Consider the following 12,980-nt stretch of genomic DNA (forward strand, 5'->3'; position numbering starts at 1 on the left):
AAATAAGGTGTAAACGTAATGGAGCCGCTGGCGGTTAGATGCAATATTATGATATAAAAAAGAGGTAGACGGTGTTCTACCTCTTTCTTTTTATGGCAAAGGAGGTTTTTTGATGAGGATTGATGGCAGAGACAACAAGCAATTACGCCCTGTACATATGGAAAAACATTTCATTAAACATGCAGAAGGATCTGTACTGATTACCGTTGGCGATACGAAAGTCATTTGTACGGCGAGCATCGATGATAAAGTGCCGCCGTTTATGCGCGGCGGCGGCAAAGGATGGATTACGGCGGAATATGCGATGCTGCCGAGGGCGACGGAGCAGAGGAATGTTAGGGAGTCCAGCAAAGGAAAAGTGTCAGGGCGCACGATGGAAATCCAGCGCCTGATCGGAAGAGCGCTTCGTTCTGTCGTGCAATTGGACAAGTTGGGTGAAAAAACAGTATGGATTGACTGCGACGTCATTCAAGCAGATGGGGGAACGCGGACCGCATCGATTACAGGAGCATACGTAGCAATGGTATTGGCGTTTGCCAAATTAGTCGAGGAAAAGAAACTAGATGAACTTCCCGTCCATGATTTTCTTGCGGCAACATCCGTCGGAATCGATCCGGAACACGGGATTATTCTTGATTTAAACTACAGCGAAGACGCGCGTGCCAAGGTTGACATGAACGTGGTAATGACAGGAGCGGGACGCTTTGTTGAAATTCAAGGGACAGGAGAAGAAGCGACATTTTCCCGCGAGCAATTAAATGAGCTGTTAGATACGGCGCAATTCGGAATTCAGCAGCTGATTGAAATTCAGCGGAGTACGTTAGGAGAGCTTGCCGCGCAAATTGACATGAAACGAAGCGAAGAAAGTGGGAATGCATCATGAAACAAGTCATTATCGCGACAAAAAACGCTGGAAAAGCACGAGAGTTTCAAGCACTTCTTGGAAAAAGAGGAGTTGAAGTAAAATCGCTTCTTGACTTTCCCAATTGCCCTGATGTAGAAGAAACAGGAAACACGTTTGCCGAAAATGCGATACTAAAAGCGGAAGCGATGGCCCGCTATTTCAACACGACGGTCATTGCCGACGATTCTGGTCTGTCGATTGACGCGTTAGGCGGAAGGCCGGGAGTGTATTCCGCCCGCTACGCCGGTGAAGAAAAGAATGATCAAAAAAACATCGCCAAAGTGTTATCAGAATTAGAAGGGGTTCCTTTCGCAAAGCGAACCGCCCGTTTCCATTGCGCGCTTGCCGTCGCCGCTCCAGGGCGGCGCACCGCGGTCGTCGAGGGAACGTGTGAAGGATACATTGCCGAAAAGCCGCAAGGAGAAAACGGGTTTGGCTATGATCCGATTTTTTACATCCCGCAAAAGGGAAAAACAATGGCGCAATTGTCGGCGGAAGAGAAAAATCAAATCAGCCATAGGGCCAAGGCGTTGGAAAAATTAGATAAACAATGGGATGAAATCATAAACGGCAAGGAGTAAGGGAATGATGAAAGCATTAATTGTCAGCGATAGCCATGGATTAACAAAAGAACTGGAGGAAATTGCCGAGCGCCACCGGCATCAAGCAAACGTGTTCATTCATTGCGGAGATTCGGAATTGTCTCCTGATCACAAAGAAATCGCCCATTTCTTCATCGTGCGCGGAAATTGTGATTTTACCGCTGCATTTCCAAACGAACGAATCGAAGAGGTGGAAGGCATCCGCTTTTTCATCACTCACGGCCATCTTTATAACGTCAAAATGTCATTGCTGAACTTGTACTATCGAGCCAAAGAGACAAAGGCCAACGTCGTATGTTTCGGCCATTCCCATATCGCAGGAGCCGAAAAAATCGATGATATCTTGTTTATCAATCCGGGCAGCATCTTATTGCCAAGAGGACGGAAAGAAAAGACATACGCACTATTGCAAATCGAAAACGGAAAAGCAACCGTGCAATTTTACGACCTTGATGGAAAGGAAATACCGTCGCTTGCAAAAACATTTACCATGTGAGCGGGGCATTCCCCCGCTCTCCCTATCTTGACTTTACTAAAAAACTTTTTTATAATATATAATGTCTTTGACAAATAATAATTTTTATTTATGTCCCAGTAGTGACGAGCATTACATCCATGAATTCACTACGAGTTGTCTCGACGCATCCAGCTTCTCTGAGTCAGCTAGTAGAGGAAGAGGCAGCTAATTAAAAAATAGGAGTGTAATAATACTATGTCCCAGTAGCTCAGCTGGATAGAGCAGCGGCCTTCTAAGCCGTCGGTCGGGAGTTCGAATCTCTCCTGGGACGCTGAACAAAAACCTCCTTTTCGGTTTACCGAAAAGGAGGTTTTTACTTTTATACGGACAAAAAATTTTTTTAACGATGGAAAACCATTGATTTCATCGATATGTAAGCGCATACAAATAGTCTAACGAATCAAAATATTCAAAAAAATGCTATTGACTCCCTCTTATTTTCGGATTATTATAATTTTCAAATAAATCAAACGATCCATCATCATCAAGGTGCTGGATGAATGGAAGCGTCGCACTTATCAAGGAAGAGGGGAACAAAATTGAGTGAACAATGGATCTTTTTAAACGGCGAATTTGTAACAAAAGAGAACGCAAAAATTTCCGTATATGATCACGGCTTCTTGTATGGCGACGGTGTATTTGAGGGTATTCGCGTCTATAGCGGCAACGTATTTCGATTGCGTGAGCATATAGATCGCCTATACAATTCCGCTAAATCGATTTTACTCACCATTCCTTATACGAAAGAAGAAATGATCCATTATGTTGTCGAAACGATACGAAAAAACCAATATCAAGATGCCTACATTCGCCTTGTTGTTTCGCGTGGAGTCGGCGATTTAGGGCTTGATCCGTATAATTGCCAAAAGCCGCAAGTAGTGATTATTGCTGAACCGTTAGCATTGTTCCCTAAACATTTATATGAAACAGGGATTGAAGTGGTGACGGTAGCAACGCGAAGAAATCGCTCGGATGTGCTCAGTCCGAAAGTAAAATCGCTGAACTATTTGAATAACGTCCTTGTCAAAATCGAAGCCCATCTTGCGAATGTAAGCGAGGCGTTAATTTTAAACGATCAAGGGTATGTCGCCGAAGGCTCAGGAGACAACGTTTTTATCATTAAAGACAATGTCGTGTATACACCGCCTGGATATGTCGGGGCACTTGAAGGAATTACGCGCCAAGCGATTATCGAGATTGCCCAAGACCTTGGCTATGTTGTAAAAGAAGAGCCGTTTACCCGCCATGACGTTTATGTGGCCGATGAAGTCTTTTTAACCGGAACGGCCGCAGAAGTGATCGCCGTGGTGAAGGTCGATGGACGTGTCATCGGTGAAGGGGTTCCAGGGCCGCATACAAAACGGCTTCTAGAAGAATTTAGACGCCGTGTCGTTTCCGAAGGGGTAAAAGTATATCCGACGAATGTGAATGTCGGGTAATGAACCATGATAATTGGATAAGAAAAAGCGTTGAAGAGGATAAGTAGTCAGCGGGGACAACATCCACAGAGAGCCGGGGGAGCTGGAAACCGGTGATGTTGCCGCTTGATGAACTCACCTCTGAGTGCCAGCCTGAACGTCATGCGACTAGTAGGGTTGGACGGGTGGGGCAGCATTTGCTTCACTCGTTATTAAAAAGAGCAATTGGACGCTTTCCAATTGCTCCTGAGGTGGTCGGTATGACCACGAAGAAGGGTGGTACCGCGGAAAGGAAACCTTTTCGCCCCTTTGGCCGAAACAAAGTAGGCCATCGTGGGCGAAAAGGTTTTTTTCATATGTGATGAAAAAGACAGGGGAGGATCGAGCATGACGAGGATGAAAGTGGAGGAAAAGGCAAAAGAAAAAATGAAAATGAGCGGAGCGCTGATGCTCATCGAAGCATTAAAGGCGGAAAAGGTAGAAGTGATTTTCGGATATCCGGGCGGCGCCGTACTTCCGCTTTATGACCAGTTATATCGATCGGGAGTGTTCCATGTATTAACGAGACATGAACAAGGTGCGATTCATGCAGCCGAAGGATATGCACGCATTTCCGGAAAGCCAGGGGTGGTCATCGCTACATCAGGCCCGGGAGCAACAAACATTGTGACAGGTTTAACAGATGCAATGATGGATTCGCTGCCGCTTGTTGTATTTACCGGCCAAGTGGCAACCAGCGTCATTGGATCGGATGCGTTTCAAGAAGCGGATGTCGTCGGGATTACGATGCCAATCACGAAACATAATTATCAAGTCCGCGATATTAGCGAGCTGCCAAAAATTATTAAAGAGGCGTTCCACATTGCTACAACAGGAAGACCTGGCCCGGTGCTCATCGATATTCCGAAAGACATTACGACAGCAGAGGGAGAGTTTGATTACGAACAAGAAGTTCATTTGCCGGGCTATCAGCCGACCACCCAGCCGAACCACTTGCAAATCCGTCGTCTTGTCGAAGCGGTAAGCCAATCGAAAAGACCAGTTATTTTAGCCGGGGCAGGAGTATTGCATGCCAATGCTTCCAATGAATTGCGGCAATATGCGGAACAACAAAACATCCCGGTTATTCATACATTGCTAGGATTGGGCGGATTTCCAGCCGATCATCCATTGTTTTTAGGCATGGCTGGCATGCACGGCACATACACAGCGAACATGGCGCTTTATGAATGCGATTTGCTTATTAATATCGGAGCAAGATTCGACGATCGCGTAACAGGAAACTTAAAATATTTCGCGCCAAAGGCGACGGTGGCCCACATTGATATTGATCCGGCAGAAATCGGGAAAAACGTGCCGACAAAAATTCCGATTGTCAGCGATGCAAAAGCAGCCTTGCAAGAATTAATTCATCAGCAAGGAAAGCCGGCGGACACAAGCGCATGGCTGCGTCAGCTAAATGAATGGAAACGGAGATTTCCGCTTTATTACGAAGAAGATGCGCAAACGATTAAACCGCAAAAACTAGTGGAAATGATTTATGAATTAACGAACGGGGAAGCCATTATTACTACCGACGTTGGCCAGCATCAAATGTGGGCGGCGCAATACTACAAGTTTAATAAACCACACCGCTGGGTGACTTCCGGCGGGCTCGGAACGATGGGATTTGGCCTCCCGGCGGCGATTGGCGCACAGCTGGCGGACCGAAATGCTACGGTTGTTTCCATTGTGGGTGATGGCGGTTTTCAAATGACATTCCAAGAGCTATCGGTTATTCAAGAGCTGCAGTTGCCAATTAAAGTGGTCATCATCAATAATCAAGCACTCGGCATGGTTCGCCAATGGCAAGAACTTTTTTACGAAAAACGATATTCCCATTCTCTCATTCCGAATCAGCCGGATTTTGTAAAACTAGCAGAAGCATACAATATGCCGGGCTTCCGGGCGAAAACGGAGGTGGAAGCAATAGAGGTACTGAAGAAAGCATTTGCGATCGACGGTCCGGTTTTACTTGATTTCCATGTTAAAGCGGATGAAAACGTCTATCCAATGGTTGCGCCTGGAAAAGGATTGCATGAAATGGTGGGGGTGAAAGCGTGCGGAGAATTATCACAATGACTGTCAATAACCGTCCTGGTGTTCTCAACCGCATTACCGGGTTATTTACAAAGCGGCATTATAACATTGAAAGCATTACCGTCGGCCATACAGAAATCGAAGGAATTTCCCGCATGACTTTTGTCGTCAATGTCGAAGACGAGCGGACGGCCGAACAAATTATTAAGCAGTTAAACAAGCAAATTGATGTGCTTAAAGTCAACGATATTACCGAGCAAGCGATCGTCGCGCGCGAGCTGGCGCTCGTGAAAGTATCCGTAACTCCTGCGCTTCGCCAAGAGATTTATACGCTTATTGAACCATTCCGCGCTTCGATTGTCGATGTAAGCAAAGATAGCCTTGTTATTCAAGTAACAGGCGAATCCGAAAAAGTAGAAGCTCTTATTGAGTTATTGCGGCCTTACGGAATTAAAGAAGTGGCAAGAACAGGTACAACAGCGTTTACACGCGGCTCTCAAAAAACAGCCGCTACGTATAAAACTGCTTTCATTATCTAAAAAACAATGAAAAAAGGAGAGAGGAACAGTGGCAAAAGTTTACTATAACGGAGATGCAAATGAGAAATACTTACAATCAAAAACGGTGGCGATTATCGGCTATGGTTCGCAGGGACATGCGCATGCGCAAAATCTTCGCGACAGTGGAGTGAACGTGATCGTCGGCCTTCGCCAAGGGAAGTCATGGGAACAAGCGGAAAAAGACGGTTTTCCGGTATATAGCGTTCGCGAAGCAGCAAAACGAGCTGATATCGTGATGGTGTTGCTGCCGGATGAAAAGCAGCCAAGTGTATACAAAGAAGAGATCGAGCCAGAGCTTCAGCCGGGAAATGCGCTGGTCTTTGCGCACGGATTTAACATTCACTTTAACCAAATTGTTCCTTCTGAATATGTCGATGTCTTTTTAGTCGCGCCGAAAGGCCCGGGACATTTAGTGCGCCGCACCTATACAGAAGGAGCAGGCGTGCCGGCATTAATTGCGGTGCATCAAGATGTATCAGGAGAAGCAAAAGAAACAGCGCTTGCCTACGCGAAAGCAATCGGCGCGACAAGAGCGGGAGTGTTGGAAACAACGTTTAAAGAAGAAACAGAAACGGATTTATTTGGCGAACAAGCGGTATTGTGCGGAGGATTAACATCGCTCATTAAAGCAGGATTTGAAACGCTCGTCGAAGCAGGGTATCAGCCGGAATTAGCCTACTTTGAATGTCTGCACGAAATGAAATTAATCGTCGATTTGCTTTACGAAGGCGGCCTTGCGTGGATGCGCCATTCGATTTCCGATACGGCGCAATGGGGAGATTTCATTTCTGGGCCGCGCATTATCAACGATGCAGTGAAAGCGGAAATGAAAAAGGTTCTTCATGACATTCAAACAGGCAAATTCGCCAAAGGCTGGATTTTGGAAAATCAAGCGAACCGTCCAGAGTTCAATGCGATCAACCGTCGCGAAAACGAACACCTCATTGAAATCGTCGGCCGTGAATTGCGCAGCATGATGCCGTTTGTCAAAGCAAAACAGAAAGATGAGGTGGTCACGAGTGCGAAAAATTAATATTTTCGATACGACATTGCGTGACGGTGAGCAGTCGGCTGGAGTGAATTTGAATTTGCAAGAAAAGCTGGAGATCGCCCGCCAGCTTGAGCGGCTTCGCGTCGACATCATTGAAGCGGGCTTTCCTGCCGCTTCAAAGGGGGATTTCCAAGCGGTCAAACAAATTGCGGAAACGATCAAGACATGCTCTGTCACCGGGCTTTCCCGCTTGGTGCAGAGCGATATTGATACGGCGTGGGAGGCGTTAAAAGGCGGAGCGGAGCCGCGGCTCCATCTCTTCATCGCCACCTCTCCGATTCATATGATTCATAAATTGCGGATGACGCCGGAACAAGTCATTGAAACGGCGGTAGAGTCGGTCAAATATGCGAAACGCTATTTTCCGATTGTGCAATGGTCGGCGGAAGACGCCTGCCGCAGTGAACTTCCGTTTTTGGCTAAGATTATTACAGAAGTGATCAAAGCAGGAGCGACGGTTATTAATATCCCAGATACAGTAGGGTATATTACTCCGAAAGAATACGGAAATATTTTCACTTTTTTACGCAACAATGTTCCGAATATTGAAAAAGTATCTCTTTCCGCTCATTGTCATGATGATTTGGGAATGGCGGTCGTCAACTCTTTAGCCGCTATTGAGCACGGGGCAACGCAGGTGGAAGGAACGATCAACGGAATCGGTGAACGGGCAGGAAACGCGGCGCTCGAGGAAATTGCGGTCGCGCTTTACATCCGCAAAGATTACTACCAGGCGGAAACACGCCTGAACCTGCAAGAAATTAAACGGACGAGCAATTTAGTGAGCAAATTAACCGGCATGGTCATTCCGCCAAATAAAGCGGTCGTCGGCAAAAATGCGTTTGCCCACGAATCGGGAATCCATCAGGATGGCGTGCTAAAAGAAAAAACAACGTACGAAATTATTTCGCCGGAGCTGGTCGGGGTTCAATCGAACTCGATGGTGCTTGGCAAGCATTCCGGACGGCACGCATTGCGCAACCGTGTGGAAGAGCTCGGTTATACCTTGTCCGATGAAGAAATCAATCAATTGTTCGTTCGCTTTAAAGAGCTTGCCGATAAGAAAAAGGACATTACCGATGATGATTTAGTCGCGCTTATTTTCGAAGAAAAATTTGACCACTTTAAAGATTTTTATCAATTATCTTCGATTCAAGTCCAATATGGCACGAACCAAATTCCGACCGCGGTGGTTGTGCTAAAAGACGGAGAAGGAAAAGAGATTCAAGAAGCAGCTACGGGAGCGGGCAGCGTCGAAGCATTGTATAACACGTTAGAGCGCTGCTTTAAAACGCCGATTACGTTGCTGGACTATCGGATTGAATCGGTCAGCGGCGGACGCGATGCGCTGGCGCAAGTGTTTGTGAAGATGCGGGTGAACGACATCGAAACGAGCGGGCGCGGCACGGCGCAGGATGTGCTCGAAGCATCCGCAAAAGCCTATATTAACGCTGTTAACCGTGTATTTATGATTGAAACGATGCGTATGGAAAACCAAAAAGTCGCAATGCAATAAAACGGGAGGGAAACAGCATGGGAAATTATCGGATTGCCGTATTGCCGGGAGATGGAATCGGTAAAGAAGTAACAAAGGGAGCTGTTGAAGTTTTAAAGGCGATTGAAACTCGTTTTGGACATCATTTTGAGTTTGCATATGGATGGATTGGCGGGGCTGCCGTTGATCAAAAAGGTACGCCGCTTCCAGAGGAAACGCTTGCTCTTTGCCGGGAAAGCGACGCGGTATTGCTCGGGGCAGTCGGCGGTCCGAAATGGGATCAACATCCTCCACATCTGCGTCCGGAAAGAGGATTATTGCAAATTCGCAAAGAGATGAATTTGTTTGCCAATTTGCGGCCCGTGAAATTTTACGATAGTTTAACGGATTCTTCGCCATTAAAACAGGAAGTCATTCAAGGAGTCGACCTAGTCATCGTCCGCGAATTAACTGGAGGGCTGTATTTCGGCAAGCCGAGCGGGCGAATGGTCGAAAACGGAGAAGAAAAAGCGGTAGATACGCTTCTATATAAAAAGGAAGAAATTAAACGGATTGTAAAAGTAGCGTTTGAGCTGGCGCGCAAGCGAAAGAAAAAAGTGACATCAGTCGATAAAGCGAATGTGCTGGCATCGAGCAGAATGTGGCGGGAGATTGCCGAAGAAGTGGCACAAGAGTTTCCAGATGTCACGCTTGAACATATGCTTGTCGACAATGCGGCCATGCAGCTGATCCGTTCTCCGCAGCAGTTTGATGTGGTCGTGACAGAAAACATGTTTGGCGATATTTTAAGCGATGAGGCATCGATGCTGACTGGTTCGCTTGGCATGCTGCCGTCGGCAAGTTTATCGGCTTCAGGACCGAGTTTGTATGAGCCGATTCATGGTTCTGCGCCGGATATTGCCGGACAAAATAAAGCGAATCCGATTGCGGCCATTTTATCAGCCGCGATGATGCTCCGTCTTTCTTTCGGACTTTCCAAAGAAGCAGAGGCGGTGGAAAAAGCGGTGCAACAAGTATTGGCAGCGGGATTGCGGACGGCGGATATCGCGCAGAAAGGACAACGGGTGGTTTCCACAGATGAAATGGTGAATGAAATTAAAACGGTAATTTTAGACCATCAAACGATTTCCCACATTATGGCTGTATATGCATAACACATGCGAGGTGAAAGTAGTGAAGCCGAGAACGATTATTGATAAGATTTGGGAAAACCATGTCGTTTATCGGGAAGACGGAAAGCCGGATTTGCTTTATATCGACTTGCATTTAGTGCACGAAGTCACCTCTCCGCAGGCGTTTGAAGGATTGCGGCAAAAAGGGCGGAAAGTGCGCCGCCCTGATTTGACCTTTGCCACCATGGATCATAACGTTCCAACGGTGAATCGCTTTGTCATTGCCGATGAAGTGGCGCGAAATCAAATTGCCGCACTAGAACGCAACTGCCGCGAATTTTCGATTCCGCTTGCTGATTTATACAGCGAAGAACAAGGAATTGTCCATGTCATCGGTCCGGAGCTTGGCTTGACACAGCCGGGGAAAACGATTGTTTGCGGAGACAGCCACACATCCACACACGGGGCGTTTGGGGCGCTCGCTTTCGGAATTGGAACGAGCGAAGTCGAACATGTACTTGCTACGCAGACGCTCTGGCAGCATAAGCCGAAAACGCTGCAAATACGCATCGATGGAAAATTAGGTGAAGGGGTTACGGCAAAAGATGTTATTTTAGCGATCATCGGGCGTTATGGGGTCGGCGTCGGCACCGGATATATCATCGAATTTACCGGTGAAGTCATCCGCAATATGTCGATGGAAGAAAGAATGACGATTTGCAACATGTCGATTGAAGCGGGAGCGCGCGCCGGTCTAGTAAGTCCGGATGAAACGACATTCGCCTATTTGCGGGGCCGCAAATACACTCCAAAGGGGGAAGAGTTTGAAAAAGCGGTGGAACGCTGGCGCGCTTTGGCAACCGATGAAGGAGCCGAATACGATAAAACGATTGAAATAGATGCCTCAACAATTGCGCCAATGGTCACGTGGGGAACAAATCCGTCGATGAGCACCTCTGTCGATGGAACGGTGCCACATCCGGAAGAGTTTGCAAGCGAAACGGAACAAAAAGCCGTGCGCCGCGCGTTGGAATATATGGGGTTGAAGCCGGGAACCCCGATTACGGAAATTCCGGTGCAGCACGTTTTTATCGGTTCCTGTACGAACTCGCGCATCAGCGACTTGCGTGAAGCGGCAAAAATCGTCAAAGGGAAAAAAGTGGCGAAAGGAGTGCGCGCCCTCGTCGTTCCGGGATCGCAGCAAGTGAAAAAACAGGCAGAAGAAGAAGGATTAGCGCAAATTTTCATCGATGCGGGATTCGAATGGCGCGACTCCGGTTGCAGCGCCTGTTTAGGAATGAATCCGGATATTATTCCGGAAGGGGAGCATTGCGCTTCCACATCAAACCGAAACTTTGAGGGACGGCAAGGAAAAGGAGCAAGAACGCATTTAGTCAGCCCGGCGATGGCGGCGGCTGCTGCGATTTACGGACATTTTGTCGATGTGCGCAAATTGAAGAAAGAACCGGTCCATTAAGGAGGGGAAACGTGTGAAGCCATTTACCATTCATAAAGGGAAAGTAGCCGGCATCGACCGCGCCAACATTGATACAGACCAAATTATTCCGAAGCAGTTTTTAAAACGAATTGAACGAACCGGGTTCGGCAAGTTTCTCTTTTACGATTGGCGCTATATCGACGGAGAAAAACCGAATCCTGCTTTTGAGCTGAACTGGCCGGAAAACGAAGGAGCCACGATTCTCGTTGCCAACGAAAACTTTGGATGCGGTTCCTCGCGCGAACACGCGCCATGGGCGCTGCAAGATTACGGATTTCAGGCGATTATTGCTCCTTCGTTTGCCGACATCTTTTACAACAACTGTTTAAAAAATGGGCTGCTGCCGATTCAACTGGCGAAAGAAGATGTGGAATATTTATTGCGGGAAAGCAAAAAGGCGGATTACGAATTAACGATTTCGCTGGAAAAGCAACAGGTATATGACGATCACGGATTTGCGCGGGCGTTTGCTATTGATCCATACCGCAAACAGCTCCTATTAAAAGGCTGGGATGAAATCGATTTGACTTTCGTTTATGAGCCGTATATCGCTGAATACGAAAGAAAGCACTGCCCGATGCCGTAACGGTGGAAAGCTGTTCCGACAAAAAACGTTGGAACAGCTTTTTGCATGTTTTGCTTGTATCTTGCCGGAAAACTTGTTACACTTGTGTCAAAAATTTTATTGGAGCGGGCGAAGATGAACAAGGATAAAAACGGAAAAGTTATTTTGTTTCCGCGCGTAAAGGAACGGCTTGTGGAAGAAGGACTGGAGGCATTGCAGGCGAAACGGTACGAGGAAGCCCTTTATTTTTTCAGCGAGGCAGAGCAGCTTGGGGAGCGCCGTTTTTCCGTCCAGCTCAGCATAGCCGTCTGCCATTATGAACTAGGGAATTTCCATGAAGCGGAGCGCCGCTTGCGCGTATTGTTGCAGGAAAATGAAGGGAATATGGATTTATTGCAAATGTATTTGTCCATCTTAATGCAAACGCACCGGTATGAACAAGCAGAAACGGTCATCCGCGATGCGCTGCGTCATCATCCTCTTCCTGCTTCCTTACGGGAAAACTTGCTAAACCTGTTTCGTTTCGTCCAAAAAATGAATAAACGCCCGTTGCCTCCTGCCGAACAAGCGAAAGTGCAGAGGTTGCTCGAGTCAAGCGATATAACGGAACATATGCATGTAATCAGGCAGCTGGAGAAGGAAGATATTGTTCCTGTACTTCCTCAATTAAAGCAATATTTAGTCAATGAAACAAACAGCCCGATCGTCAAAACGATGCTGCTGCGTTTGCTTACGTTAAAAAAGATTGATGATGTCGTGATAGTTGAAAAATTTGGAAAAAGAATCGAAGTGACGCCGGCGCTGTTAAACGAACAAGCGGAAACCGCGTTTGCGGCAGAACTGCTCGAGCGTCTGGAACATTGCCTCGCAAGCGAAAATCCAGGCTTGTATGATGTTGCGGCAGAGATTTGGCTTCGTTACACGTATGTTCTTTATCCGTTTTCTCCCGAGCCTGCCGCAAGCAAAGCATGGATGGCGGCGCTTCATTTTGTTGCTTGCCAATTTCAAGGAGTGCCTGCAGCGATGGAGAAAATTGCTGCCCGATATGGTGTTTCAGGGGAAGAGATCGCCCCGCTTTGCGACAAACTTTGCGAAATAGAGAATTTTTCCTACTTTTAATCGCTTACTTCATATTGAAACATTATTGTTGTATGTTATAATATAATGGCTGTATTGCGT

General features: G+C 47.0%; 12 protein-coding genes, 1 tRNA gene and 1 other annotated feature. All 13 genes read left to right on the forward strand.

Annotation, left to right across the window (positions count from 1 at the left end):
- The first annotated feature begins 112 nt into the window (after positions 1-112).
- The 13 genes from rph to BV455_RS13280 all read left to right on the forward strand — a co-directional run bounded on the left by rph (position 113) and on the right by BV455_RS13280 (position 12,920).
- Complete coding sequence (gene rph / locus BV455_RS13220) at positions 113-883, forward strand: ribonuclease PH (protein WP_017435468.1); 771 nt, start codon at positions 113-115, stop codon at positions 881-883.
- Positions 880-1,485, forward strand: coding sequence for an XTP/dITP diphosphatase (locus BV455_RS13225; protein ID WP_042406526.1), 606 nt, complete (start codon positions 880-882; stop codon positions 1,483-1,485). Before rph ends, BV455_RS13225 begins: the two co-directional genes overlap by 4 nt.
- A gap of 7 nt (positions 1,486-1,492) precedes the next feature.
- Positions 1,493-2,002: a metallophosphoesterase family protein gene (locus tag BV455_RS13230; RefSeq protein WP_026078486.1), complete on the forward strand. Its 510-nt coding sequence runs from the start codon at positions 1,493-1,495 to the stop codon at positions 2,000-2,002.
- A 218-nt stretch (positions 2,003-2,220) separates the two neighbouring features.
- Positions 2,221-2,294 (forward strand) — tRNA-Arg (locus tag BV455_RS13235).
- Positions 2,295-2,562: 268 nt separating this feature from the next.
- Positions 2,563-3,462, forward strand: a complete 900-nt coding sequence (ilvE, locus tag BV455_RS13240; protein ID WP_061579366.1) for a branched-chain-amino-acid transaminase — start codon at positions 2,563-2,565, stop codon at positions 3,460-3,462.
- 21 nt (positions 3,463-3,483) lie between these two features.
- Positions 3,484-3,753, forward strand: a binding site (T-box leader).
- A 75-nt stretch (positions 3,754-3,828) separates the two neighbouring features.
- A complete protein-coding gene (ilvB, locus tag BV455_RS13245) occupies positions 3,829-5,562 on the forward strand; it encodes an acetolactate synthase large subunit (RefSeq protein ID WP_017435473.1) in 1,734 nt (577 codons plus the stop codon).
- On the forward strand, positions 5,541-6,059 hold the full coding sequence (gene ilvN, locus BV455_RS13250) for an acetolactate synthase small subunit (protein ID WP_026078488.1): 519 nt from the start codon (positions 5,541-5,543) through the stop codon (positions 6,057-6,059). Before ilvB ends, ilvN begins: the two co-directional genes overlap by 22 nt.
- Positions 6,060-6,087: 28 nt before the next feature.
- Positions 6,088-7,113, forward strand: a complete 1,026-nt coding sequence (gene ilvC, locus BV455_RS13255) for a ketol-acid reductoisomerase (protein ID WP_218687266.1) — start codon at positions 6,088-6,090, stop codon at positions 7,111-7,113.
- Positions 7,100-8,647: a 2-isopropylmalate synthase gene (locus BV455_RS13260; protein WP_218687267.1), complete on the forward strand. Its 1,548-nt coding sequence runs from the start codon at positions 7,100-7,102 to the stop codon at positions 8,645-8,647. The genes ilvC and BV455_RS13260 overlap by 14 nt, the downstream gene beginning before the upstream one ends.
- 17 nt (positions 8,648-8,664) lie before the next feature.
- Entirely contained in the window at positions 8,665-9,780 is a 1,116-nt protein-coding gene (gene leuB, locus BV455_RS13265) for a 3-isopropylmalate dehydrogenase (RefSeq protein ID WP_218687268.1), read from the forward strand.
- 19 nt (positions 9,781-9,799) lie between these two features.
- Positions 9,800-11,215 (forward strand): 3-isopropylmalate dehydratase large subunit, encoded by a 1,416-nt coding sequence (gene leuC, locus BV455_RS13270; protein ID WP_017435478.1) that lies wholly within the window; start codon positions 9,800-9,802, stop codon positions 11,213-11,215.
- Between the two features lie 13 nt (positions 11,216-11,228).
- Positions 11,229-11,822, forward strand: a complete 594-nt coding sequence (gene leuD / locus BV455_RS13275; protein ID WP_017435479.1) for a 3-isopropylmalate dehydratase small subunit — start codon at positions 11,229-11,231, stop codon at positions 11,820-11,822.
- A 114-nt stretch (positions 11,823-11,936) separates the two neighbouring features.
- Positions 11,937-12,920 carry a tetratricopeptide repeat protein gene (locus tag BV455_RS13280; RefSeq protein ID WP_042406604.1) on the forward strand — a complete coding sequence of 328 codons (984 nt, stop codon included), beginning with the start codon at positions 11,937-11,939 and terminating at the stop codon, positions 12,918-12,920.
- The last annotated feature ends 60 nt before the right edge of the window (positions 12,921-12,980 follow it).

The sequence above is a fragment of the Parageobacillus caldoxylosilyticus genome (genome assembly GCF_019272935.1).
Classification (GTDB): Bacteria; Bacillota; Bacilli; order Bacillales; family Anoxybacillaceae; genus Saccharococcus; species Saccharococcus caldoxylosilyticus.